Raw genomic sequence first — 24,074 nt, forward strand, 5'->3', positions numbered from 1 at the left:
TGAAACAAAAAAGGTGACTTGAAAACAAGTCACCTTCTCAACATCAATCTCAAATTGTGCGCTCTAAAAATAAGCGCTAAAGATTAAGGTTTAAACGTCGTACGTTGTAGACGCAGTGTCGCCGCCTGTACCTGTCCAGTTAGTGTGGAAGAATTCGCCACGCTCACGGTCGATACGCTCATAAGTGTGAGCACCGAAGTAGTCACGTTGAGCTTGCAGAAGGTTCGCTGGCAGACGTGCTGTAGTGTAACCATCAAGGAAAGACAGCGCTGAAGTCGTACAAGGCATTGGGATACCTACTTCTAGAGACTTAGCCGCAACCTTACGCCATGCACCTAGACAGTTCTCTAGGATTGCTTTGAAGTAAGGGTCTGAACCAAGGAATGCAATCTCAGGATCAGTATCAAACGCATCACGGATATTGCCAAGGAACGCAGAGCGAATAATACAACCGCCACGCCACATTAGTGCTACGTTACCGTAGTTTAGGTCCCAACCATTCTCATTTGACGCTTCACGCATCAGCATGAAACCTTGTGCGTAAGAGATGATCTTTGATGCTAGAAGGGCTTGACGAAGTGCATCAACCCACTCTTGCTTGTCACCTGTTACAGGCTCAACCGTCTTACCAAAAAGCTTCTCTGCCGCTACGCGCTGATCTTTCAGTGAAGACAGGCAGCGAGAGAATACTGATTCAGAGATAAGCGTTAGCGGAATGCCCAAGTCTAGAGCGTTGATACCCGTCCATTTACCTGTACCTTTTTGACCAGCGGTATCTAAAATCTTATCAACCAGTGGTGCGCCATCTTCGTCACGGTACTTTAGGATGTCAGCCGTGATTTCAACAAGGTAGCTATCTAGTTCTGTGGTGTTCCACTCAGCAAATACCTTCTGCATCTCGTCAGCAGACATGCCAAGGCCGTCTTGCATGAACTGGTATGCTTCACAGATAAGCTGCATGTCACCGTATTCGATGCCATTGTGTACCATTTTAACGAAGTGGCCTGCGCCATCGTTACCTACCCAATCACAACAAGGCTCGCCCTTGTCGGTTTTCGCAGAGATGCCTTGAAGAATAGGTTTCACCGCTTCCCATGCTTCTGGAGAGCCGCCTGGCATAATAGAAGGACCAAAACGAGCGCCCTCTTCACCACCAGATACACCAGTACCGATGAAATGAATGCCCTTCTCACGAAGGTAAGCAACACGGCGGTTAGTGTCCGGGTAGTTAGTGTTACCACCATCGATGATGATGTCACCCTTGTCTAGTAGAGGGATAAGTTGCTCAATAAAGCTATCTACAACATCGCCCGCACGAACCATAAGCATCACCTTACGCGGCGTTTCTAGCTTATCTACCATCTCTTGCAACGAGTATGCACCAACGATGTTAGTGTCCTTCGCTGGGCCTTCAAGGAACTGATCTACCTTCGCGGCAGTACGGTTGTGTGCAACAACTTTAAAACCGTGATCGTTCATGTTTAAGATAAGGTTTTGACCCATTACTGCGAGTCCAACTACACCAATATCACCTTTCATACACTCTCTCCTAATATTCTTATCTTAAGCAATCTTGCTTGCTGCATCTGAATCTAAAAACCACTCTGTTTCACCCGTAATGGAGTGAATCTTTGCCGCTGGATATGGCAACTCCTCAGCAGGAGTGTGGTAGATCTCGTTTACGATGTCGGTTTTGCCTGCGCCAAGCACCAAGTAGCTGATACGTTTTGCCGCTTGAAGTACTTGAGCTGACTTAGAAATACGCAACTGGCCCGATTCTGGGTGTGCAGCAACGATAGCCAGCTTTTCTTCACTGTAATCTGTTTGGCCAGGGAATAAAGAAGCGGTATGTCCATCCGCGCCCACACCTAGTAGGATCCAATCAAACACTGGAACACCGTTTTCTGAAGGGATAACTTCCAGCATTTCACTCGCAAAACGAACCGCTTCTTGCTCTGAGTCGTTTTCACCAAGAATACGATGAATGTTCTGCGCAGGGACGCCTACAGGCGTAAATAGCAATGCGTTAGCTTCACCAAAGTTACTTTCTGCATCATCAGGTGCTACACAGCGCTCGTCACCCCACCAGAAATGAAGGTTCTGCCATTGGATATCGCTAGCATAAGGCTGTGTTGCTAATAGTTTAAACAACATTTTCGGCGTGCTGCCACCAGACAAAGAGATATGCACTGCTCTGCCTAGTTGGCTAAATGCTTTTAGCTCCTGCGCAAGTTGTTCTACTACCTGTGCTGGAGTCTCAAAAATTTTAGTATTCATCATAACTCGCAATAATCTGTATCGGTTAAGTTCTTGCACGGATAGCGCCAAGCTCTATCATCACGCTCTAGCAGATCATGAGACTCTTTCGGTCCCCATGTACCACTAGCGTAACCAAACAAGGCTTGTGGGCGCTCTTTAAAGTCCAGAATAGGCTGGACATATTCCCAACATGTTTCGACTGCATCTGAACGCGCAAACAAGGTTGCGTCGCCATTTAATGCATCAAGCAACAAGCGCTCATAAGCTGTTAGCATATGGGCTTCATTCAGCGTCTTGTAGTGGAAGTTCATCTTCACTTCTTTGGCGTGGAAACCTGCACCCGGCTCTTTCAAACCAAAGCTGATTTGAATACCTTCATCCGGTTGAATACGGATAATAAGCTTATTCTCGGGAGCATCTTGACCAAACACTGGATGAGGCGTGTCTTTAAAGTGGATAACCACCTCGGTGACGCGCGTCGGAAGTCGCTTACCAGTACGCACGTAAAAAGGAACACCATTCCAACGGCTGTTGTTGATGTATGCCTTCAGTCCTATGTAGGTCTCTGTACGAGAGTCATCGGCAACACCGTTCTCATCACGATAGCTAGGTAGGAATTCGCCTCGTACTTCAGATTCTGTGTATTGCCCCAATACCAAATTTTTAGTCAGGTCATGCTCATCAAGTGGCTTGAGGCTTCGTAGTACCTTGACCACTTCGTCACGAATGGCGTCCGCGTCTATGCGAGGAGGTGACTCCATACCCACCATTGCTAACACTTGTAGCAAATGGTTTTGGAACATGTCGCGCACAGCGCCTGAGCCATCGTAGTATCCACCACGCTCTTCAACACCTAAGAACTCAGCACCGGTAATTTCTACATACTCGATGAAGTTTCGGTTCCAAAGAGGCTCAAACATGATATTCGAGAAACGGAACACCAGCAGATTTTGAACCGTTTCTTTTCCAAGATAGTGGTCAATTCGGTACAGCTGCGTTTCTTCAAAATGAGTGTGAATTTTCTTATCCAACTCTTTTGCAGAAGCAAGGTCATAGCCGAATGGTTTCTCAACGATCAAACGCTTCCAACCATCATCCTCTTTATTCAAGCCGTGCGCCGCAAGGCTTGCAGGGATCACTGAATAGAGACTCGGTGGTGTCGCTAAGTAGTAAAGAACGTTACGTTGTTCCAATTGGTAGTGAGCAGCAAGTTCATCTTGTCTCGCTACAAGCTTGGCGTAATCAGCAGTGTCTGAGGTATTGATCGCTTGGTAGTGCAGATGGTTCATGAACTCATCTAATACCACTTGTTCTGTTTGTTCGAATTCTTGAAGGGACTTCTTAATCTTCTCGCGGTAGCTTTCATCACTGTATTCAGTGCGACTTACGCCAAGAATGTAGAACGATTGGGGAAGTTGACCGCTTTGGTACAGTCGATATAACGCTGGGATTAGCTTACGGTAAGTTAAATCTCCAGAAGCACCAAAAATTACTATGCTGCTTTTATCAGGTATTACCATCATGTGTCCTTAAGTACCTTTAAGGGTTGCATACATCCATCACGTCGTCGGGGGAAACCGCGGCCGAATGGGTCAAAATGCACTATGAAAAGAATTCTACACCGAATGGGCTGAATTAAAATAACTTGTCACTTTCATAGGGCGACAAATTGTAAAAAATAGACAAAAAAAATCTCCGATAACTTTACGGAGATTGCCTTGTGTTACAGTCTAGCTATATATGAGCTCAATACAAACGTTTTTCATTCGTAACTTTAGTTTACCGCCCTACCTGTTCAATATCTGGACAGGAAAACTTGTCATCGAGTCTATCGCCATCATGAGAGACAAAAAGCCAATGGCAATCCACTGGCTCTGCTGGCATTCGTAGTTTAAAAACTAACACTCTAAGGTCGTAACTTTAGCACCTTATCAATATCTTCGGCGCTGTGACGCTCTGGGACTTGATCCCATTCTTCACCAAACGAACGGTTTACAACACGCCCACGCTTAAAGCCTTTGCGCTGCTCAAGTTGTTTTGCCCAACGAAGCACATTGGTATAGGTCTCAACCTGCAAGAACTCTGCAGCATCATAAAGATTACCCAAAACCAAATTGCCATACCATGGCCAAATCGCCATGTCTGCAATGGTGATCTCTTCGCCCGCGACAAAAGTATTATCCGCTAATTGTTTATCGAGCACATCCAACTGACGCTTGGCTTCCATCGAAAAGCGGTTAATTGGGTACTCTTGCTTTTCATCAGCGTAAGCATAGAAGTGTCCAAAGCCACCTCCTAGAAACGGCGCTGACCCTTGTGCCCAAAACAGCCAATTGAATGTTTGGGTTCTCTCTGGACCAGATTTAGGTAGGAAGCGATCAAACTTCTCTGCCAAATGAACAAGAATGGACGCTGATTCAAATACGTTGACGGGATCACTGCCAGATTTGTCGACTAATGCAGGGATTTTTGAATTTGGGTTTACACCCACAAAACCCGATGAGAATTGGTCTAGCTCACCGATGTTAATTAAGTAGGCATCGTATTCCGCATCTTTAATTCCTGCGGCTAGAAGCTCTTCAAATAAGATAGTGACTTTCTGGCCGTTAGGCGTCCCAAGCGAGTACAACTGAAATGCATGCTCACCGACTGGCAGGTCTCGCTCAAATCGTGCACCAGATTCAGGGCTGTTGATATTCGCCCACTTATTGCCACCCTCCGCATCATTGATCCAGATTTTTGGCGGTACATATTGTTCAGTCATAATATCTCCTTGAATTTGGCTTAGCCACTTAAATGAACGATCGCTCAATATAGATCATACTATGTCTACTCCTTCGAGAAGGCAAGAGTTTTCACACCCTAATACCTATCCTGATCGTCTTTCAATGGCTTCACCACTGAGTCCAACCCTTCGACTTTTAGCGCTAAACACAACTGCAGTAACTGCCCTAGTTCACCAGACGGCCACTCTGACTTATTTTGGAACCACAACAGGTACTCCTCGGGTAAGTCAATGAGCACCCTACCCGCAAACTTACCAAACGGCATTTTCATTCGAGCAAGCTTAAGTATATTTTCTTTTTCTAACATTTTTTAAAACCAAATCAAACACTTCATGACATTTATTGTTACATCTACGATAATAAGAATCAGTGACACAAACTAAAGGAACCAGTTTGCGCAGAGCCATTTTCATCACATTCCTACTCACAGGATTATCCGCCCCCTCTTTGGCTGAAGATACTGAAGAGATGTGCTTGAGCAAACCCGAGGACGATAGAGCCATCTCCAGAGCTTATCACTATCTAAACACCAAGTTTTGCCAGCCTGCTGTTTGGTTTGATGATTTCTTTGCTGATGAGCGTGTCACTGAGGATGCAAGAGCGGGCACCTCTGTGCGCTGGAAAAATGATTTTACTCAATTTGAAAATGACGGCTTTAAATACAATACCAGGATCGATGCCAAGTTTAACTTACCCAAAGTAACAAACCGCCTTAAATTGATCATCGAATCTGATGGCGAGGACGACTTGTTTGATCTTTTTCCTCGCAACGCGGAAGAAGTGGAGAATAGTATTGGTCTAAGGTATGACATCTATGCCAAGGGTTACAGCAGCTTTAATATTAAAGCTACCTTTAAGCCTAAGATTGAGGCTCGTTATCGCTTTACTTATCCTCTTGGAATCAACACCGTTAGTCGTATTACACAAAAACTCTACCAAGAAACAGAACTGACTGGAGAGTCCACTCAGTTTGATATCGACCAAGCCCTGTCCAAAAACTTCTTACTACGCTGGACTTCATTTGCCGAATTCAATCGTGATCACGCCGACGATACGAGTATCTGGGATTTAGGTACTGCCTTTGTGTTGTATCAATATCTCTCGAAGACTCAGGCCATCAACTATACCGTAAGTACCACAGGTACAGACTATCCGCGCTCATTCATTGACAATACTCTGATCGGTATGACCTATCGCCATAATGTTTTCTTTAAATGGTTCTATTACGAAGTGACACCTGAATACAACTGGTATAGAGAGTACGATCAAGGCTTTGAAGAAGAAGCGAGTATTCGTTTAAGATTAGAGATTCGCTTTGAAAACTTCTAGAGCAAGGTGAGCTTGTTCGGCTCACCTTGATAAATCATTGTTGTGGCAACTGAGGGGGCTGTCTCTGTTTGGATTCGCTCAAACACGATGGCTTCACTTTAGTCTCTGGTTTCACGCTATCGTAACCATTGAATCGACAATCACCTATTTCGTTTCGAGGACATACATGGATCCCACTTCGGGAAACCATTTCGCTGTAACATGATGGACATACTTTCATACTTCCTCCTTGCCAGTGTCGCCAAAGCCGTTCGAGCTAACGAAAGTAGATAATCTGTCGCCCTTTACGCTTCTGACTTGCCTATACTCACTTTGAGTAACTACCACTTTCGGGGTATGCGAATAATTTAGACCACACGATCATGGAAATGTTTTTAAAGAAATAAAGATCAAACAGAGATTTAGAGATAACTCCATAGTTATCAATGAGTAATTAAAAACACAAAGGGATCGGTTTTTCTAAGCTTAAAACCCAATTTGAATAGGACAAGGATCGACTTTAAACTTTACTATCAATAGTTCGATAAACAGTTAGGACAATACAAGACTCGGCACTTTAAACACTAATGCCTTATGCCCACGGAGGTGTATATGAAAAAGTTTAAGAATATTCTATTTGTTAGCCAAGGATTATCTAATCACAGTGACTCTATCGGCCAAGCGTTGAGACTTTCTTACAATAATCAAGCTCCGTTGAAAGGCATAATCTTTTGTCCTCCACTTCCAGTTAATCTTTCTCAGTATCAGTCCAGTTACGAGAACTCTCTCATTCATAATGTCAGCGAGCACATTAAAGACAGTAGAGAGACCCACAATATCCCCGAAGACGATGTTTCTTTCCCTCTAGAAGTTGTCAGTGGAGAGAAGCCCGCTATCAATATCATTCGTGCGGTGCATAAGGGCGAACACGATCTGCTTATTAAGGATGCAGAGCCATTAGATGACGATGGCGAAGGCTTCAAAGCCATAGACATGACACTACTTAGAAAATGTCCGTCTCCCGTGTGGCTAAACCGCGCTAGCAGCAAACCTAGAAACAAACGAAGAGTGGCTGTTGCCATTGACCCCGTTATCGCAAGCGACGAACACAGAGGGCTGTGTATGCGTCTGATGGAGTTATCACGCTCAATCGCAGATAGCTGTGACAGCCGATTGCACGTTTTATCCTGCTGGGAGTATCAACTAGAGCGCTATTTGGACAGCCATGCTTGGATCAAGATTGAAGATAAAGAGCTCAACGCTGAAATAGACAAAGCCAAAGTGGAACACAGCGCAGCCCTTGACCACCTTATCAAGGAGTCAGGCGTAAGCGGTGAGATTATAGTGCACCACTTACACGGTGTTCCTGATGATGTTATTCCGCATTGGGTAGACGAGCATGAAATTGACATTCTTGTTATGGGCACGCTAGCACGTACCGGAATTCCTGGATTTGTGATTGGCAATACCGCAGAGAATATTGTTCGCTCTGTCACGTGTTCTCTAGTTGCATTAAAACCAAAAGGTTTTGTGACACCATTTGTCTAATGGCCTTAACCTCACTTTCAAAGGGTAGCCTACGAGCTACTCTTTTTTTTGCCACATCTTATACCCACTTTGCTTCATCGCTTTGCCAAGTAAATGCGCTGCCACCGGTGCAGTCAGAAAGATAAACAACATGGTACCAATCACTCTTGATATCACCGTGATATCAGGGATAGCGAACGCTACAGCCAGCAAAAGCAACCCTAAGCCTACTGTCCCGGCCTTAGTGGCGGCATGCATTCTTGTAAAGAGATCAGGGAGCCTAAGTACCCCTAAACTTGCGACTAGTACAAACAAACCACCCAAGCACAGAAGTACACCAATCAACCATTCCATAACAATCCCCCCATAGCCTTACCCCTTCCCACTTTGCTTCGCTATTAGCCGAGCAAAGGCTATCGTGCCCAGAAACGCCACCAATCCAAGCGTTATGGCGATATCAAGAAGCGCCATCTGACCGCTATATAATGTGTACAAAGCAATAGAGCCAATGGTAATGAATGCGATCAGATCCAGTGCGACTACGCGGTCTGCTAACGTGGGGCCTATAGCCAAACGCACTACTGCCATAACAAAGCTTAAAAACAGGCAAAAGCTGCATATAACGATGCTGATCATCAGCCAATTATCCACGTGTCATCTCCAATATGCGTTTCTCCAATCCCTGCTTAATATCTCGTGAAACCTTTTCGTGGTCCGGTGCAAACATCGCATGGACAATAAGATGTTTTCTATCAGAGGAAACATCAAGGCTTAAGCTACCTGGAGTCAAAGAGACCATATTGGCTAGCAAAGTGATCTCTAAGTCAGTTGAAACGTCTAGTGGCACATAGACTATGTCTGGATCACTCAAGTGAGTCGGAGTGATAACGTCCCATGTTACCCGAATAACTGACACAAACATCTCGTATAAAAAGAACAGTAATAGGTTTAGCCCTGCTCGAAATCGCTTGAAATAGCTTGTTTTCAAACCAAATGGCTGGCTTAACGCCAAGGCTAGAAACCCTACGATAAAACCCAACACAAAGTCTGTGACATTGTAACTACCATTTAAAAGCATCCAGGCTAACGCCAAGAAAAGATTGAGAAATAAATAAATCACACGCCCTCCTCAAGTACCGCTTGTAGATACTCTGTGGGTTGCAACAATTGCTCTGATGCTTGCATCGCAAACTGGAAAAAAGGCTCAGCAAACAAGCCAATGATAAGGCTTAAGGTGGTAAGCGTTGCAATAGGAAGCAAGTAAGCCACGGGGATCTTAAGTGGCTTTTTTTCATTTATAGGTAAAGATGAATCTGGCTTCCAAAATGCCTCGCTCCAAATCTTGGTCATCGAATAGATAGTCAGCAATCCAACAAACAGTGCAACGCTTGCCAGCAGGTATAATTCGACGTCTATGCTCGCTTTTATGACCAAGAATTTCCCCCAAAAACCGGACAAAGGAGGGAACCCTGCTAATGAAAATGCGGGTACGATAAATAAAAATGAAAGCAAGGGTGAGCTTTTGTAAGCCCCTCCCAGTTTATTCAATTCGCTAGAGCCGTATGTGTACTGCAGGACCCCTCCAATTAGGAACAAGTTCGCCTTAACCAGAATATGGTGAATGACATAGAAGATTGCTCCTGCTATTGCTATCGGTGTAAAAATAGCCAACCCCATTAACATGTACCCGATCTGGCTAATAATATGAAAAGACAGGATTTTCTTTATATCGAACTGACTAGCAGCGCCCAAGACACCTGACAGCATAGTCAAGCCTGCCACCCAAATCAGCAAAGGTTGTAACCCACTGTCTACTAAAGGAAATATCAAGGTATAGATGCGTAAGAATACATAGACGCCCACCTTAGTAAGCAATGCTGCGAACAGAGCGACGACTGCGCTAGGTAAAGTATGGTATGACGCAGGTAGCCAAGAAAATAGCGGAAAAAGTGCTGACTTAATTGCGAAAGAAAACAGAAGTAAAACAGCCAGAACCCGTTGTAAATCAGGCTCAACCTCTGACATCTTAAAGTGGAGATCCGCTAAATTTAGGGTACCCGTCGCCCCATAAACAAGACCTATTGCGAGTAAGAATGCCAAGGTAGAGATCAGATTCAGCAACACATATTTTACGGCGCCGTCTATCTGCGCTTTTGAACCATCTAGCACCATAAGACCGAAAGAGCCGATCAACATCACCTCAAACCAAACATAAAGATTAAAAATATCTCCGGTTAGAAATGCCCCATAGACCCCTGATAAGAGCACATGGATTAAGCCGTGATACGAGCCATACGATGGCTTCTCCTTCAGATCCCCTATCGCGTAGACAACAACGACGAGTCCAATGATGGCCGTGATCATCACCAAAGAAACGGACAGTAAGTCAGCAACAAAAACAATACCAAAAGGTGCCATCCATTGACCAAAGGCCACCGCCGTAGGCCCAAAATTAATGATATCTAGCACCAACAACCCAGCAATAATCAACTGAGCCAATGCCCCTAAAACACTGACTGCGTTAACCAGATTTGTTCGGGTTCTAAAGAAAAACAGCAATACCGCGACTAGCAAAGAGCCAACGGTTGGAAGAGTCAGCCATAAAGAGGTCACTTATCGTCCTCCGAGGCTGTCATGTCATCAACATCGGCAGAACCTGTTTCCATGTAGGCTCGGTAGAAAAGTAGAAGCGCAAATACCAGTAATCCAAAACCGATAACAATCGCGGTTAAGATCAGCGCTTGAGGTAAAGGGTTTGCAAACCCATCAGCAGGCACTCGCCCATCGACCTCAATTAAAGGAAGCTCCCCCGGTGTTAGTCGTCCAGCGGTGAAGATAGCAAGATTGATGGCGCTACTGAGTAATATCAGCCCAAAGAGAATCCTCAATAAATGCCTTTCTAGCATTAGGTAAACGCCTATCGCAACAAAGATCCCAACGACAAAGCTCCACAATACCTCCATTAATCGAGCTCCTCATTTACGCGTAGCAACATGCCCATTACCCCCCCTATAACGGCCAGATATATGCCGATATCAAAAATAAAGGGGGTGCCTAGAGGGATGATCTCTTTCCACCAGAGTCCGGTTAAAAATGGTTGTTGAAACAGCAGAGCCAGTGCCCCTGCTCCGATGCTGACGGCGATGCCAAACACTGCGATGGTAAATGGTGGATAGTGAAGACGATTAACAACGTATTGAGGGGATTCTGCGAACATAAGCAACGCAAAGCCAATAACAGCAATGAGCGCGCCTATAAACCCGCCCCCGGGCGCATTGTGACCGCGAAGGAGCAAGTAGATAGAAAAGACCAGCATTAGCGCTGCCACAATGTGCGAGGTAGTCGCAAATATCAAAGACTGAATACGATGAGAATGATACTTGTGTGTCTTCAACAAACTCACAGCGGAGAGTCCCGCTACGACAACGACGACCACCTCTCCTAATGTGTCAATGGCGCGAAAGTCCACCAGAATGACATTCACTACATTCCTTCCAAATCCTCCTAGCAAGCTATTGTTTGCATAAAAGTCAGACACCGTACTCTCTAATGGTATCGAGGTTACTCTAACCAATATTGCGGTGACAGACACGCCAATAACAGTGGCGATAGCCATATGCAGTGCCTTTCGACGATGACTGTGTTTCTTTACCGAACCTATGGTTGGCATATGCTTGATCAGCAAGACCACAAATATCACCATGAGCGTTTCGACTAGCAATAAGGTTTTGGCTACATCTGGCGCGCTATAAAGCATGAACACCAGCGTCGTCATAAAGCCAACAATGCCTAGAGCTGCCACAGAGAGCAGTCTTGAGGTTGATATAGCGCATAGCAATGCCGACACCACTAGCGCAATCGCTAATGCAAACTCGTAGTATCTAACTTGTAGTAAGCCAGTCTTGATACCCTGCACCATAGGTAACGGGTCAACAACGAGAAGTAGAGCCAGTATAGAGAACGACAACAAAACGTAGCCGCTCAGGCTCTTATGTTGCAGCCATGAGGTTTGAACCGCTGCAAGTCTCAACATCGCGCCAACCAAGCGATCAAAGACCTTGTTGGCATCTGGAAATGGGACGCTATTGAATCGGTTTGAAATCGGCGTAATACCTCGATAAACAAGATAACCCAACACCAAGGTTACCCCGCTTAATAACAAGGGAATGTTGAAACCCTGCCAGAGCTTCACCCCTTGTAATTCCGTGCTAAGTGCAATCGCATTACTGCCCGGCACGATAAGGTGAGTGCTGAACCACTCCAGCCCGAATACAGGAACCGAAAGACTGGCTAGTGCTAGCAATAACGGCGGAATCCATAACCCAGCGTCCTTTTCCACAGGCTGAGTTTTAGTCTCGCTAGAGGGCGCGCCTAAGAACGGCTTTATGATCAAGGCCAGCGCTAATGCCACCATAATTGCATTGATAAACAATAGAACCACAACAATAGGTACGCCAAGCTCTAAGCCCGCTTTGTACATATATTCTTTGCTCAAAAAGCCCATAAATGGCGGCAATCCGGCTTTCGAAAACGCAGCCAAACCCGCGGCTACAAGGCTAAGACCTAACAGAGTTTTTAACCCGCTCAACACTCTCATGTCCCGTGTGCCCGTCGCTTTATCGATATTGCCAACCACCATAAACAGCGCCGCTTTATAAAACGAATGGGCAACCACAAACAAGATAGCGGCGGCTAGTGCAAGATCAGTTCCCACCGCCAGCAGCAAAGTGAGCTTGCCTAATGCGACATTAGTGCTGTAAGCCAGCATCATCTTGAGGTCGGTTTGTTTTAACGCTAGTAGTGCGCACCATATCGCTGTCACACTGCCAAATGTGCCTAAGGCATAAAACCAAACCTCACTGTCGCTATAAACTGGTGATACTCGCGCCAGTAGATATATGCCCGCTTTGACCATAGTTGCAGAATGAAGATACGCACTCACCGGTGTTGGAGCCGCCATTGCGTTAGGAAGCCAAAAATGGAAGGGAAACTGCGCAGATTTTGTGAAGGCACCTAACAGCACCAATACTAGCGAAGGTAAAAACAGAGAATGGTTCTGCATTTCACTGGCTTGCGCGATGATAGCGGTTAACTCATAACTACCCGCCATCTTGCCAAGCATTATCAAACCCGCAAGCAAAGCTAGACCACCAGCCCCTGTCACCAATAAAGACTGCAGCGCATTTTTACGTGACTTTGGATTCTCGTGATTAAAGCCAATCAACAGGTATGAGGTTAACGTGGTCAGTTCCCAGAATACGAATAGCAACAAGATGTTGTCACTGATAACCACGCCTAGCATGGCCAACATAAATAGGGTCAGGTAAAGATGGAAGGCAAAGCGAGAGGCTTTTCCACGCAAATATGACCAAGCGTATATTTGAATGAGTACCCCGACCCCACTGATCAGCAGAACAAATAGGAAAGATAAACCATCGAGATAGAAAGAAAGATTGATGCCCAGACTAGGAACCCAAGGAACACTCACACCCCTGCCTTGCTCTGAGCTGAATAGCACGAATGCTGCATACAGTATGAGCAATGGAAGTAATGCAAAACCTAATAATAGGGGCTGTCGACGATGATCACTTTCGTACAGCGGCTTAACTTTCGCATCTTGAGTCATTTGATCCTTACAATGCATATCAAGGGCATTTCGAGTCGCAGTACCGCTGAAACTGCACCCCAAAGCCAATTTACACGTTTCGCCGTTGTATAAAGTTTAGCCTTTCTTACACCAAAGGCACCAAACCTGTTGATGGCAAGGTGAAGCTCTGTTGATATTCATTGTCTGTTTGCTTTGTTTCAAGATAGCTGTGGTGAAGCATTAGGATTGACTGCACTATCTTAATACCAATGCCTAACGAGCCCCCTTGAGCATTAGGTTCAACATGGTTAGTAAATCTAAATCTGATATCAGCCTTATTGGTCGTAAGCTCTGCATGACAGCACACTGTTGAGTGTTTAGGGCTATGCCTTAGCGCATTTTCAAGCAAATTAGCCACCAAGCGCTCTAACAACACCTTGTCTCCTATAGTTTGCAGTTCAGGAGCAACATCCTGTTTCAGAATCACTTGCTTGCGGTCAAATTGACTCTGCATTAGCTGCGCACTTTGAGCAATCAAGGTAACGATGTCTACCGGATGGTATTCGTAGCTGAGCAACGGCGTTTCTTGCTTTGCCAATTGCAGCATAGAATGCAACTGATTGGAGAGTTTGTCGCAATTGCGGTAAGCCACCTCAATCAACGGGTCTTCTTTGTTCTGCAGTTTCCACGTTTCCAAATAACCTAATACGCTGGAAAGCGGCGTTTTGAGATCATGACTGAGCTGCAAAAGCATCTGCCTTTGATGCGATGATTGATATTCCAGCTGCAAAAACTGCTGCTGAATATGCTTTGCCATCAAGTGATAAGAGTCCGCAATAGGCGCAAGCTCCTTTACCTGATGCTTAAAGTCTGGCGTCAATTGAAAGTCATGCTCTGCCTGATATTGAAGTTGGTTAGTCACCCTTTGGATTGGATATAACAGGCTTTTCTCTACCAAGAGATACACGCCAAAAGCAAAACCAATAATAGATACTAGTACTAGGCCGGCCAAAGCAACATAGGGAGGATCAACCTGAGAGGCAGCAATAGCGCTGTGCTGAGTGCTACCTATGACCACGTAGAGATAGCCCATGATGGTCGCTCCCTCCTTGAGTGCAGACACCGAAAACACCTTGTTGTGTTCAGGATTTCTAGGGTCTTCTCCAAGAATGGGAAATGGTTCGTCGTTAAGGAACTGGGTGATAGGCTCTAGGTCAACGTAGCTTTGTAACTGTGCTCCCTCAGGAGCGGCATGGGTAGTAATGTTCCCTTTGGCGTCCAAAAAATAGATCTCAAAGTCTGGGCCGAGCAACATTAAGGTATGAAAAATGGATTTTAAGGCAACTGGATTGTAGTCCGAGCCGATCATCAGGGGATTGTCTTCTCGCATATGAGTGGCAAGTTGCTTATGCAAGCTCTGCTTGGTTCGAAGTTCTATGGTCTGTTTTTGCCAGTTGTAGGTGAACGCAATCAAGGCAACAGCCAAACAAAACCAAATACTGGTAAACACCATCAAGCGAGACTTAAAGCTCATCATTCGACTCCACCTGTTAGGGTCTGTTGATATGGCTGGAACTTATACCCGACGCCCCAAACGGTTTGAATAAAGCGATGCTCAGAGCCTGAGAGTTTGAGCTTTGTACGAAGGCGATTGATGGTGCTACAAACCGTATGATGGTAGCCAGAATGTTCGGTGTTCCACACATACCCGAGCAGCTCATCCTTGCTGTACACCCTGCCTGGTCTTGAGGCGAGAAACTTAAGCAGAGTGAACTCAGTAGCTGTTAGTGTTATGTCCCTATTATCCAGTGAGACTCGGTGAAGTTCTGGGGTTATTTTGAGTAGTCCGAAATTCATCGCAGTATCATCAGGCTCGGCTTGTGTGGGTTTTTCTGAAACCTGGCTTACTCGTCGTAAGATATTGCGCACTCTAGCTTGAAACTCTAGAACACTGAATGGCTTAGTAATGTAGTCATCAACACCCGCCTCTAACCCATCAACCTTGTCCATTTCACTGTCTCTGGCCGTTAGCATAAGCACTGGTGTCCAATTTTGCTCTTGCCTTAGTTTATGGCAGATATCTAAACCATCTCCATCAGGCAGTCCCCTATCAAGAATCAGCAAATCAAAGTTGAACTGTTGATTGAGCCTTAGCGCCTCATTACAACGAGCGACTCTAGTCACCGTGTGACCCTGAAACTTCAAATGCATCAGCACTAATTCGGCTAGATCATCGTCATCTTCGACTAATAGAATGTTCGCCATCAGATTCGTCGCTTGTGATTCCATGAAGCCTTCCCTACTCGTTTCTATCGCCCCTGAGCACTAGACCGCAGTAAGGAAGGATTACTTTCACTCGATTCGAGTGATGGTGATTTTTGCTCCCGGGTTTAGGAAGCGATGAGTCGCCACAAGAGCGGAACTTGCTAGACCATCATCACTCGTGATCACACCAGAATGAAAAGCCACCACATCGTCGTCATTGCGCGCAGCATTAAATCCTTCACCTCCACCAGCAGGGCCAGGGATGGTTGACGCAAGTTCGTCATTGAGCTCTGTACCTGCATCCCAAACGTTCATATTCATCTCAAAGCTTGCCCCTACCGCTAGGGTTTGTATGGATATCCCTGATTCGCCGACAAACGCGTCATTGGTATTAACGAACATCGACGCTACCGACACATACCCCGAGAGATCAGGATCAATGGTGATGGTTAACTCATCTGACATTCCCGGCATGACTAAGCCATTACCCGATAACCCCTGCTCAACATTGCTGTTGCTGTCCATCAGGGCGACAAGCTCTGCATTGCTACCTGCCTCTGCCATTTGCTCCAAAGGTAGCGATGCACTTTGGCCGACTTCAAACAGTGAAAAGTTGTCGTTGTGAGTCAATACTGCCAATGGTGACATGGGTTGATTGGCGCTTAGGTTAATCACAGAGACCGTATAGCGCTGGCTTTGAGTAGAAGCATCGCTCGCGGCGATTGCAGCAACATCGTTATCATCGTCGGAACATCCAGCCAGTACGCCCATAGAAAATGCGGCTAATAAGATTCGATTTTTCATTTTAGCCCCCTTACTTCACAACAATAGTGATGGTTGCAACTGGGTTTAACCAACGGTGTGAGCTACTATCAAGATCACTCTTACCACCTGCAGAATCAGCATCTCCCAGATTTCCTGGATGAACATGGACAACCGCATTGGTTACCGTAGTTTCAACGCCTATAGCGCCTGAACCAAAGGTGATAAAAGGCGGATTAGGCATATTGCTGGCTATCTCATCATTAGCTTCTGTGCCAGCGTCGTATCCGCTTAACGTCGCTTTATAAGTGCCCGATGTGGTTGGGATCTTCCAACTGTCAAGCCCTACAAACCCATCGTTGGTGGGCAAAAGCATCGCTGACAAGGACAAATACTCGAGATCGCCACTGTCTAAGGTAAAGCTAGTGCCGACTCCTGGGTCTAATATGCCTCCGGCAGGGTTTTCAATCACCACCCCACCAGCATTTCCAATAACGGTAGATAAACCCGAGATGTCTCCGCCTTCAGCCATGATTTCTACCTCCGTAGAAGCCGCTTGACCGGTTCTAAACATGAATAAATCAGAGCTGTGGGCCGCCACTATTAGCGGAGTAAAATAGATGCCCTTGGTGGCATTAGTTACTGTGATTTCAAGTTCCGCTGCATTGACACCAGCCGAGCCAAGTGCATATGCAACAGACGAAATAGCTAATCCAAGTTGAGTACGTTTTTTCATTTTGAATCCATCCTGTAATGACCTTGTTTTGGTATTAATAAGGATGAACCGCAGATCGTTCAGCAATGTCTCTGAAATCTCATAAAACTCTCACAAGTTTATAATCAGTTTCAATCAACACAGAGAGTGTCACCTATACTGCAAAGGGTAAGAATGAGGAAGACTTGATGCTTGAGATAAGACCCAATTGCGAACACTGCGACAAAGATTTACCCGCAGAATCGACGCAGGCTATGATTTGTAGCTACGAATGTACCTTTTGCAGAAATTGTGTAGAGGACGTTTTGTTTAACGTATGTCCTAACTGCGGTGGCGGTTTATGTTCAAGACCCATTCGCCCCGCCGAGGAAAGACGAGCTAAGCTCAGTACCTCTCACCAACCACCTTCAACAACAAGAGTTATGAGCAAATATTCGGAACAAGAAATGAGTGATTTTGCTAATAAATACAAGCATATTGCCCCAGAAAAACGTTAAAACTCTTTCTCGAAACACGATGCGTTTAAAAAGCAGCACTAGACAAGCGCAACCACTAGACCAGTGACAACTAATGAAACCCCTAGCCCTCGCACGAAAAACCAACGCTCATTTAAGATAGTGATCCCCAGTGCAAGCCCAAACACAATACTCACCTGTCGAAGCGCAACAATATAGCTGACGTTTTCCACCAAAGTCATTGAATACAAAACGATTCCGTAGGTCAGTCCCATCATTATTCCAGCAATGGATGAGCCCTTCCAATGACGCTTTGCATTTACGATTTCCGACTTGTTGTTTGTCAAAAAAAGCCAGCACAACAACACCGAAGATGTACCAAGAAACTGCATACCCAGATAGAAAATAGCGATCTGCTGTGAGCTTAATCCCGATGTTTCCAGCACTAACCAGTTAAGCGCTTCCTTGTCCAAAATGGAGTACAACGTCGTACCCATAGCGGCAATTACTGCCCACAGTACGCCAATATTTGCATACGCAGATAGGTTTAAATCTCGAAGATTTTTGAGAGGAACCAGTAAGCACCCTATCGTCAAGATACTAAAGCCTAGCCAAGCGTTACCTGATAGCGCCTGACCTATTATGAGCGTGCCGATGCCCACCAAGAGTACAGGTAAAGCACGCACAATCGGATACATCATGCCAACGTCACCATGCTCATAAGCTTTAATAACGCTCACCAAGTAAATAGCCTGTCCAATACAGCTGAAAACCAACAGTCCCAGAAAATCAGCAGAAATATTGGTAATACCAATTGCCCAGGCGCACCACGCAAGATAGGGTGAGAGCAAAATAAAGGGGGTTGATGATGCGACCAACGCAAAAGAATATCCCGAACCGGAACCAGATTTACCTAATACGTTCCAACCAGCATGAAGCAGCGCTGAAAAAACAACCAAAACAATCGCGATAATACTCAAAGCGCTTCCTAAATAGACAGTTTATCTATTTTACTAGTGGGGTCCATTACTCTAGGTAACCTAGGAAAAGACGGATTCTAACTAGCGATTGTGACTCTTCAATGACGTTACCTTTACAGCGTTTGCCTGGCAGTTTCGATCTAGGTCAAATAGAGATAGGCTTTGTATACGAGGCAATAAGTGAGGGTACGGATAAACGAAAAAGCCCTAAGGATCCTTAGGGCTTTAGAAAGACTGACACTCTGAATAGCTTAAGCTAGAGAGCTAAAACACGTTATTCCCAGTCAAGGATAACCTTACCAGACTGACCGCTACGCATAACGTCAAAGCCTTTTTGGAAGTCGTCTACCTTGTAGTGGTGAGTGATGATTGGCGATAGATCTAGGCCAGATTGAATCAATGAAGCCATCTTGTACCAAGTCTCGAACATCTCACGCCCGTAGATGCCCTTAATAACCAGCCCCTTAAAGATCACTTGGTTCCAATCAATACCCATGTCTGATGGTGGAATACCTAGTAGTGCAAGGCGACCGCCGTGATTCATGGTTTCTAGCATGGTGCTGAATGCAGCTTGAACGCCTGACATTTCAAGGCCTACATCGAAGCCCTCGGTCATGTTTAGCTCAGCCATCACATCTTTTAGGTTTTCTTTGGCAACGTTAACAGCGCGAGTAACACCCATTTGACGAGCAAGGTCTAGTCGGTATTCGTTCACATCAGTAATCACAACGTGGCGTGCACCAACGTGTTTTGCCACTGCTGCTGCCATGATACCAATTGGACCTGCACCTGTGATCAGTACGTCTTCACCCACAAGATCAAATGATAGTGCAGTGTGAACCGCGTTGCCGAACGGGTCAAAAATTGATGCTAGGTCATCAGAGATGCCTTCAGGGATCTTAAATGCGTTAAACGCAGGGATCACTAGGTACTCAGAGAATGAACCGGTGCGGTTAACACCCACACCGATAGTGTTACGACATAGGTGCGTACGACCACCGCGGCAGTTACGACAGTGACCACAAGTAATGTGACCCTCGCCAGAAACACGGTCACCCACTTCAAAGCCACGGACTTCTTGACCAATAGCAACCACCTCACCCACGTATTCGTGGCCGACTACCATAGGAACAGGAATGGTGTTTTGTGACCATTCGTCCCAGTTGTAGATGTGTACGTCAGTGCCACAGATAGCGGTCTTTTTGATCTTGATAAGCAGGTCGTTATGCCCCATTTCAGGCATATCGACTTCATTCATCCAGATGCCTTGTTCAGGCTTAAGTTTAGAAAGTGCTTTAATCTTCATTATTTGATCAACCCCATGTCGCGACCTACTTCGATGAATGCATCAATAGCACGGTCTAGTTGTTCACGAGTATGCGCCGCAGACATTTGCGTGCGAATGCGAGCTTGGCCTTTCGGTACTACTGGGAAAGAGAAACCAACAACGTAGATGCCTTTTGCTAGCGAACGCTCAGCAAACTCAGCGGCAACCTTTGCATCACCCAACATAATTGGAATGATCGCGTGGTCAGCACCACCCATAGTAAAGCCTGCATCTTCCATACGTGCACGGAAGTGTGCAGCGTTGTCCCAAAGGTGGGTGCGAAGATTGCCACTTTCTTGAAGAAGGTCTAGAACACGTAAAGAAGCCGAAACAATCGCTGGCGCTACAGAGTTAGAGAACAGGTACGGACGAGAACGCTGACGAAGCCAGTCAATCACTTCTTTCTTACCAGAAGTGTAGCCACCTGATGCGCCGCCCATAGCCTTACCTAGAGTACCTGTGATGATATCGATACGATCCATCACATTGTGGTAGTCGTGCGTACCTGCGCCTGTTTCACCCATAAAACCTACTGCGTGAGAGTCATCAACCATGACTAACGCTTCGTATTTATCGGCAAGGTCACAGATAGCAGGCAAGTTTGCTACAACTCCGTCCATTGAGAACACGCCGTCGGTAACAATCAGAGTATTACGCGCACCCGCTTCTTTGGCAGCGATGAGTTGCTGTTCTAGTTCTTGCATGTTGTTGTTTGCGTAGCGAAAGCGCATTGCCTTACACAAACGAACGCCATCAATAATCGACGCGTGGTTCAGCGCATCAGAGATGATGGCATCTTCTTTACCTAGAATGGTTTCAAACAGACCTGTGTTTGCATCAAAGCAAGAGGTGTAAAGAATCGTATCTTCCATTCCAAGGAATGCAGATAGCTTGTCTTCAAGTTGTTTGTGGATGTCTTGAGTACCGCAAATAAAGCGCACAGACGCCATACCAAAACCGTATTTATCCATACCTTGCTGAGCTGCTTTGATAAGCTCAGGGTGGTTAGCCAGACCTAAGTAGTTGTTTGCACAGAAGTTAAGTACATCTTCACCCGTAGAAATAGACACAGACGCTTTTTGTTGAGAAGTGATAACGCGCTCAGACTTGTACAAACCTTCAGTTTTTACTTCGTCGATTTGTTGTTGGATTTGGTTATAAAACGCAGAAGACATGATTCTTTGATCCTTTCAGTAAGGGGGAATGCCAAGCAAGATATCTAGCTTGCTCAGAGCAAAATCTTTTCCTGATTTACAGTGTAAAGAGATTCTAGTTCAAAGATGTTGGGAGTATAATGCCTTCTACGGAAAATCATTTGTGAATTGTAGGCACATATAATGAAAACCACTCAGCTTGTTGCCCTTTTGCCCGACCTTGCCACCTATACCTTAGTGGTTCAACAAGGTAACTTTACCAATGCTGCCAATAGCTTAGCTATGACCCCCTCCGCAGTGTCTAAGACGATCACTCGTCTTGAAAGCGCATTGGCGGTGAAGCTTATTGAACGTACCACTCGTACTCTTCGCATTACTGAAGAAGGTCAAAAGGTCTATGAACAAGCAATACAAATGCTTAGTGCCGCCGAGCAAGCTGTAGAACTGTCCACAAATAGCCACTCCCAAGCTCAGGGGAGCCTCTTAGTCTCTGCGCCAGAGGCCTTTCTTAGTGTTGTCTTGCAGCCCTTAATCATCGACTTTTTGAAAAAGTATCCTGATATTCAGATAAAGGCGCGCGCTATTGACGGTGCGATCGATATTCAAAAACAAGGCATTGATGTTGCCTTTAGGCTGTCAGAACAACCAGATGAACACTTAGTCCTTAAAGAGCTGGGTGAGACTCATTTGATCTTGTGCGCTTCTAAACCCTACTTAATGAAGCATGGCACACCAAAGCAACCCAGTGACCTGTTAGAGCACAACTGTTTGTATCTGGCGGAAACCGAACACGACAACATTTGGACATTTCATAAAGACGATAAATCTCAGTCAGTTACCGTATCTGGACGCTATGCCGTGAACCAAGCAAATCTTAGGTTTGAGGGCGTAAAAAGCCACCTAGGTATTGGGCTATTTCATGATTTTGTTGTCGCGAATGCCGTAGCTACAGGAGAAGTTGTACAAGTGCTTGAGGATTGGACACTCACCAGTAACTATCATGGCAATGTGCTCATGCAATACGCGCAAACCAAATACATGCCAGAGCGCCTTCGCTTGTTTATCGACTTTATTAGTCAGGCACTTTCCACTAGTACTCAATCACCCTTATCCTTTAAGTTTTAACGCGCTCAAAGGATAAAAATCTTTTGATATGAATTGAGCGGAAAAAGACTATATTCGGCTACGATTTACTATCTACAACTAAAATGACAATAACCATACTCATTGGAGCACACCATGATTCAGTTTCCCGAGCACTTTCTGTGGGGCGGCGCAATCGCTGCCAACCAAGTTGAAGGGTCATTCCTAGAAGATGGCAAAGGTCTATCAACATCAGACATGCTACCCAATGGCATCCTTAGCCCTCACCAAACAAGAGATGAGCGAGTGCCTGGGATCAAAGACTTGGCAATCGACTTTTACCATCGCTATCCAGAGGACATTGCCCTATTTAAAGAAATGGGCTTTACCTGTCTACGCTTATCCATTGCTTGGACGCGTATTTATCCAAATGGCGACGAAGCAGAGCCAAACGAAGTTGGCCTCGCCTATTACGATCGTATTTTTGACGAGTTAGCCAAACATAACATGACACCCTTCGTGACACTGTCACACTATGAAATGCCTTACCACTTGGTGGAAAAGTATAACGGTTGGGGCGATCGACGTGTCATTGCCTTCTTTGAAAGGTACGCTCGCACTGTATTCGAACGCTTTGGCTCTAAAGTAAAGCTATGGCTGACCTTCAATGAGATCAACATGTCGCTACATGCGCCATTTACTGGCGTTGGTCTTCAAGAACAAGCCTCTAAGCAAGAGATTTATCAAGCCATACACCATCAACTGGTCGCGAACGCAAAAGCCGTGAACCTGTGTCATGAAATTATTCCAGACGCTCAGATAGGTAACATGCTTTTGGGGGCGATTAATTACCCGTTTACTTGTAATCCAGATGATGTGATTGCTGCCATGCAGGAAAATAATCAGTGGTTATTCTTTGGCGACGTACAGACTCGCGGTAGATATCCCGGCTACATGCTTCGCTACTTCAGAGAAAACAGCATTGAGATAAAGATGCAGGCAGACGATCTCGATATCATTGCCTCTGCTAGCGTCGACTTCATTTCCTTTAGTTATTACGCCAGTGGTTGCGCCTCAGCAGACCCTATGCAAAAAGAGGTCGGCAATATCGTCGATAGTGTGCCTAACCCTCACCTTAAAAAGAGTGAATGGGGTTGGCTCATCGACCCTAAAGGATTGCGCATTCTTTTAAACCTACTTTACGATAGATATCAAAAGCCGTTGTTTATTGTGGAGAACGGCCTAGGTGCTATCGACACCCTAACGCCACAAGGTGAAATCATTGATGACTATCGGATTTCTTATCTCAATGACCATTTAGTACAAGCGCATGAAGCGATATTGGATGGTGTCGAGCTAATGGGCTTTACCTCTTGGGGGCCTATTGATTTGGTGGCGAACTCAACAGCAGAAATGAGTAAACGCTATGGCTATATTCACGTAGATAGAGACAATAATGGAGAGGGAACACTCGTGCGCACCAAAAAGAAAAGCTTCTATTGGTACAAAGACGTTATTACAAGCCGCGGAGCAACACTAAAGTCGCAAACCTCCTAAGCTAAGGTAAAAAATATCGAGGCTTGCTATGAAGTGGTCAAGTAAAACTGGCCCCTGTGGGGTCAGAGCAAGCTTGAGTGATGTTTGTTGGTACTTGCTGGGATAATGCTGCAGTGGAAAGGTTCCTTGGTAGCCTAAAGCATGATTGGCTATTTAAAGTGCATCACCCCACTCGAGAGCCTATGAAGAAAGATGTCGTCGCTTACATGAGGTATTACAACCTCGAAAGGCTGCATTCGGCAAACGATGATCAATCGTCAGTTAACTACGAAAAGTCTCTGCTTGGCGTAAACCAGAACAAATTATAAG

23 protein-coding genes and 1 pseudogene are annotated in these 24,074 nt (G+C 45.5%); 6 read left to right on the forward strand and 18 right to left on the reverse strand.

Annotated elements, in window-relative coordinates:
* Nucleotides 1-90 precede the first annotated feature (90 nt).
* The 5 genes from gnd to D5I41_RS00800 all read right to left on the reverse strand — a co-directional run bounded on the left by gnd (nucleotide 91) and on the right by D5I41_RS00800 (nucleotide 5,352).
* Nucleotides 91-1,539, reverse strand: a complete 1,449-nt coding sequence (gene gnd, locus D5I41_RS00780) for a decarboxylating NADP(+)-dependent phosphogluconate dehydrogenase (protein WP_102448643.1) — start codon at nucleotides 1,537-1,539, stop codon at nucleotides 91-93.
* Nucleotides 1,540-1,563: 24 nt separating this feature from the next.
* Nucleotides 1,564-2,280: a 6-phosphogluconolactonase gene (gene pgl, locus D5I41_RS00785; protein WP_119008036.1), complete on the reverse strand. Its 717-nt coding sequence runs from the start codon at nucleotides 2,278-2,280 to the stop codon at nucleotides 1,564-1,566.
* Nucleotides 2,277-3,779, reverse strand: coding sequence for a glucose-6-phosphate dehydrogenase (gene zwf / locus D5I41_RS00790; protein ID WP_162892766.1), 1,503 nt, complete (start codon nucleotides 3,777-3,779; stop codon nucleotides 2,277-2,279). The genes pgl and zwf overlap by 4 nt, the downstream gene beginning before the upstream one ends.
* Before the next feature lie 386 nt (nucleotides 3,780-4,165).
* Nucleotides 4,166-5,023, reverse strand: a complete 858-nt coding sequence (gene yghU / locus D5I41_RS00795) for a glutathione-dependent disulfide-bond oxidoreductase (RefSeq protein WP_119008038.1) — start codon at nucleotides 5,021-5,023, stop codon at nucleotides 4,166-4,168.
* Between the two features lie 98 nt (nucleotides 5,024-5,121).
* Nucleotides 5,122-5,352, reverse strand: a complete 231-nt coding sequence (locus D5I41_RS00800; protein ID WP_119008039.1) for a DUF3820 family protein — start codon at nucleotides 5,350-5,352, stop codon at nucleotides 5,122-5,124.
* A gap of 86 nt (nucleotides 5,353-5,438) precedes the next feature.
* Between D5I41_RS00800 and D5I41_RS00805 the strand changes: the two genes are divergently transcribed.
* Both D5I41_RS00805 and D5I41_RS00815 read left to right on the forward strand, forming a co-directional pair.
* Nucleotides 5,439-6,374 (forward strand): hypothetical protein, encoded by a 936-nt coding sequence (locus D5I41_RS00805; RefSeq protein ID WP_119008040.1) that lies wholly within the window; start codon nucleotides 5,439-5,441, stop codon nucleotides 6,372-6,374.
* A gap of 591 nt (nucleotides 6,375-6,965) precedes the next feature.
* Nucleotides 6,966-7,901 (forward strand): universal stress protein, encoded by a 936-nt coding sequence (locus tag D5I41_RS00815; RefSeq protein ID WP_119008042.1) that lies wholly within the window; start codon nucleotides 6,966-6,968, stop codon nucleotides 7,899-7,901.
* A gap of 36 nt (nucleotides 7,902-7,937) precedes the next feature.
* Here the strand turns inward: D5I41_RS00815 and mnhG are convergent, their stop codons facing one another.
* From mnhG to D5I41_RS00865, 10 genes are all read right to left on the reverse strand, one after another.
* Complete coding sequence (gene mnhG, locus D5I41_RS00820) at nucleotides 7,938-8,234, reverse strand: monovalent cation/H(+) antiporter subunit G (protein WP_119008043.1); 297 nt, start codon at nucleotides 8,232-8,234, stop codon at nucleotides 7,938-7,940.
* 18 nt (nucleotides 8,235-8,252) lie between these two features.
* A complete protein-coding gene (locus tag D5I41_RS00825; protein ID WP_119008044.1) occupies nucleotides 8,253-8,531 on the reverse strand; it encodes a monovalent cation/H+ antiporter complex subunit F in 279 nt (92 codons plus the stop codon).
* Nucleotides 8,524-9,000 carry a Na+/H+ antiporter subunit E gene (locus tag D5I41_RS00830; RefSeq protein WP_119008045.1) on the reverse strand — a complete coding sequence of 159 codons (477 nt, stop codon included), beginning with the start codon at nucleotides 8,998-9,000 and terminating at the stop codon, nucleotides 8,524-8,526. The genes D5I41_RS00825 and D5I41_RS00830 overlap by 8 nt, the downstream gene beginning before the upstream one ends.
* Nucleotides 8,997-10,493, reverse strand: a complete 1,497-nt coding sequence (locus tag D5I41_RS00835; protein WP_119008046.1) for a proton-conducting transporter transmembrane domain-containing protein — start codon at nucleotides 10,491-10,493, stop codon at nucleotides 8,997-8,999. The genes D5I41_RS00830 and D5I41_RS00835 overlap by 4 nt, the downstream gene beginning before the upstream one ends.
* Nucleotides 10,490-10,843 carry a Na+/H+ antiporter subunit C gene (locus tag D5I41_RS00840; RefSeq protein ID WP_119008047.1) on the reverse strand — a complete coding sequence of 118 codons (354 nt, stop codon included), beginning with the start codon at nucleotides 10,841-10,843 and terminating at the stop codon, nucleotides 10,490-10,492. The genes D5I41_RS00835 and D5I41_RS00840 overlap by 4 nt, the downstream gene beginning before the upstream one ends.
* Nucleotides 10,843-13,506 carry a hydrogen gas-evolving membrane-bound hydrogenase subunit E gene (mbhE, locus tag D5I41_RS00845; RefSeq protein ID WP_119008048.1) on the reverse strand — a complete coding sequence of 888 codons (2,664 nt, stop codon included), beginning with the start codon at nucleotides 13,504-13,506 and terminating at the stop codon, nucleotides 10,843-10,845. The genes D5I41_RS00840 and mbhE overlap by 1 nt, the downstream gene beginning before the upstream one ends.
* A 106-nt stretch (nucleotides 13,507-13,612) precedes the next feature.
* On the reverse strand, nucleotides 13,613-15,001 hold the full coding sequence (locus D5I41_RS00850; RefSeq protein WP_119008049.1) for a sensor histidine kinase: 1,389 nt from the start codon (nucleotides 14,999-15,001) through the stop codon (nucleotides 13,613-13,615).
* Nucleotides 15,001-15,756, reverse strand: coding sequence for a response regulator transcription factor (locus tag D5I41_RS00855; protein WP_119008050.1), 756 nt, complete (start codon nucleotides 15,754-15,756; stop codon nucleotides 15,001-15,003). The genes D5I41_RS00850 and D5I41_RS00855 overlap by 1 nt, the downstream gene beginning before the upstream one ends.
* A 63-nt stretch (nucleotides 15,757-15,819) precedes the next feature.
* A complete protein-coding gene (locus tag D5I41_RS00860) occupies nucleotides 15,820-16,536 on the reverse strand; it encodes a spondin domain-containing protein (RefSeq protein WP_119008051.1) in 717 nt (238 codons plus the stop codon).
* Nucleotides 16,537-16,546: 10 nt separating this feature from the next.
* Nucleotides 16,547-17,230 carry a spondin domain-containing protein gene (locus D5I41_RS00865; RefSeq protein ID WP_119008052.1) on the reverse strand — a complete coding sequence of 228 codons (684 nt, stop codon included), beginning with the start codon at nucleotides 17,228-17,230 and terminating at the stop codon, nucleotides 16,547-16,549.
* Nucleotides 17,231-17,397: 167 nt separating this feature from the next.
* Between D5I41_RS00865 and D5I41_RS00870 the strand changes: the two genes are divergently transcribed.
* Nucleotides 17,398-17,706 (forward strand): DUF1272 domain-containing protein, encoded by a 309-nt coding sequence (locus D5I41_RS00870; RefSeq protein ID WP_208639133.1) that lies wholly within the window; start codon nucleotides 17,398-17,400, stop codon nucleotides 17,704-17,706.
* Nucleotides 17,707-17,744: 38 nt separating this feature from the next.
* Here D5I41_RS00870 and D5I41_RS00875 read toward each other — a convergent pair whose 3' ends face one another.
* The 3 genes from D5I41_RS00875 to D5I41_RS00885 all read right to left on the reverse strand — a co-directional run bounded on the left by D5I41_RS00875 (nucleotide 17,745) and on the right by D5I41_RS00885 (nucleotide 21,146).
* Nucleotides 17,745-18,644, reverse strand: coding sequence for an EamA family transporter (locus D5I41_RS00875; RefSeq protein WP_119008054.1), 900 nt, complete (start codon nucleotides 18,642-18,644; stop codon nucleotides 17,745-17,747).
* Between the two features lie 274 nt (nucleotides 18,645-18,918).
* Nucleotides 18,919-19,950, reverse strand: a complete 1,032-nt coding sequence (tdh, locus tag D5I41_RS00880; RefSeq protein ID WP_119008055.1) for an L-threonine 3-dehydrogenase — start codon at nucleotides 19,948-19,950, stop codon at nucleotides 18,919-18,921.
* On the reverse strand, nucleotides 19,950-21,146 hold the full coding sequence (locus tag D5I41_RS00885; RefSeq protein WP_119008056.1) for a glycine C-acetyltransferase: 1,197 nt from the start codon (nucleotides 21,144-21,146) through the stop codon (nucleotides 19,950-19,952). The genes tdh and D5I41_RS00885 overlap by 1 nt, the downstream gene beginning before the upstream one ends.
* 162 nt (nucleotides 21,147-21,308) lie before the next feature.
* Between D5I41_RS00885 and D5I41_RS00890 the strand changes: the two genes are divergently transcribed.
* From D5I41_RS00890 to D5I41_RS00900, 3 genes and pseudogenes are all read left to right on the forward strand, one after another.
* A complete protein-coding gene (locus tag D5I41_RS00890) occupies nucleotides 21,309-22,250 on the forward strand; it encodes a LysR family transcriptional regulator (RefSeq protein ID WP_119008057.1) in 942 nt (313 codons plus the stop codon).
* A 114-nt stretch (nucleotides 22,251-22,364) separates the two neighbouring features.
* Entirely contained in the window at nucleotides 22,365-23,765 is a 1,401-nt protein-coding gene (locus D5I41_RS00895; protein ID WP_119008058.1) for a glycoside hydrolase family 1 protein, read from the forward strand.
* Between the two features lie 86 nt (nucleotides 23,766-23,851).
* Nucleotides 23,852-24,073 (forward strand): annotated as a pseudogene (locus tag D5I41_RS00900) (integrase core domain-containing protein); the annotation flags it as partial.
* Between the last annotated feature and the right edge of the window lies 1 nt (nucleotide 24,074).

The organism is Vibrio superstes, from assembly GCF_003569005.1.
In the GTDB taxonomy this organism is placed as follows: domain Bacteria; phylum Pseudomonadota; class Gammaproteobacteria; order Enterobacterales; family Vibrionaceae; genus Vibrio; species Vibrio superstes.

What these genes read in the sequence shown, in the direction of transcription:
- yghU (WP_119008038.1), bottom strand. Translation starts at nt 5,023, where the DNA reads ATGACTGAACAATATGTACCGCCAAAAATCTGGATCAATGATGCGGAG.
- D5I41_RS00800 (WP_119008039.1), bottom strand. Translation starts at nt 5,352, where the DNA reads ATGTTAGAAAAAGAAAATATACTTAAGCTTGCTCGAATGAAAATGCCG.
- D5I41_RS00885 (WP_119008056.1), bottom strand. Translation starts at nt 21,146, where the DNA reads ATGTCTTCTGCGTTTTATAACCAAATCCAACAACAAATCGACGAAGTA.
- tdh (WP_119008055.1), bottom strand. Translation starts at nt 19,950, where the DNA reads ATGAAGATTAAAGCACTTTCTAAACTTAAGCCTGAACAAGGCATCTGG.
- D5I41_RS00850 (WP_119008049.1), bottom strand. Translation starts at nt 15,001, where the DNA reads ATGAGCTTTAAGTCTCGCTTGATGGTGTTTACCAGTATTTGGTTTTGT.
- D5I41_RS00870 (WP_208639133.1), top strand. Translation starts at nt 17,398, where the DNA reads ATGCTTGAGATAAGACCCAATTGCGAACACTGCGACAAAGATTTACCC.
- mbhE (WP_119008048.1), bottom strand. Translation starts at nt 13,506, where the DNA reads ATGACTCAAGATGCGAAAGTTAAGCCGCTGTACGAAAGTGATCATCGT.
- D5I41_RS00860 (WP_119008051.1), bottom strand. Translation starts at nt 16,536, where the DNA reads ATGAAAAATCGAATCTTATTAGCCGCATTTTCTATGGGCGTACTGGCT.
- D5I41_RS00895 (WP_119008058.1), top strand. Translation starts at nt 22,365, where the DNA reads ATGATTCAGTTTCCCGAGCACTTTCTGTGGGGCGGCGCAATCGCTGCC.
- D5I41_RS00815 (WP_119008042.1), top strand. Translation starts at nt 6,966, where the DNA reads ATGAAAAAGTTTAAGAATATTCTATTTGTTAGCCAAGGATTATCTAAT.
- D5I41_RS00855 (WP_119008050.1), bottom strand. Translation starts at nt 15,756, where the DNA reads ATGGAATCACAAGCGACGAATCTGATGGCGAACATTCTATTAGTCGAA.
- D5I41_RS00865 (WP_119008052.1), bottom strand. Translation starts at nt 17,230, where the DNA reads ATGAAAAAACGTACTCAACTTGGATTAGCTATTTCGTCTGTTGCATAT.
- D5I41_RS00840 (WP_119008047.1), bottom strand. Translation starts at nt 10,843, where the DNA reads ATGGAGGTATTGTGGAGCTTTGTCGTTGGGATCTTTGTTGCGATAGGC.
- gnd (WP_102448643.1), bottom strand. Translation starts at nt 1,539, where the DNA reads ATGAAAGGTGATATTGGTGTAGTTGGACTCGCAGTAATGGGTCAAAAC.
- D5I41_RS00890 (WP_119008057.1), top strand. Translation starts at nt 21,309, where the DNA reads ATGAAAACCACTCAGCTTGTTGCCCTTTTGCCCGACCTTGCCACCTAT.
- mnhG (WP_119008043.1), bottom strand. Translation starts at nt 8,234, where the DNA reads ATGGAATGGTTGATTGGTGTACTTCTGTGCTTGGGTGGTTTGTTTGTA.
- zwf (WP_162892766.1), bottom strand. Translation starts at nt 3,779, where the DNA reads ATGGTAATACCTGATAAAAGCAGCATAGTAATTTTTGGTGCTTCTGGA.
- pgl (WP_119008036.1), bottom strand. Translation starts at nt 2,280, where the DNA reads ATGATGAATACTAAAATTTTTGAGACTCCAGCACAGGTAGTAGAACAA.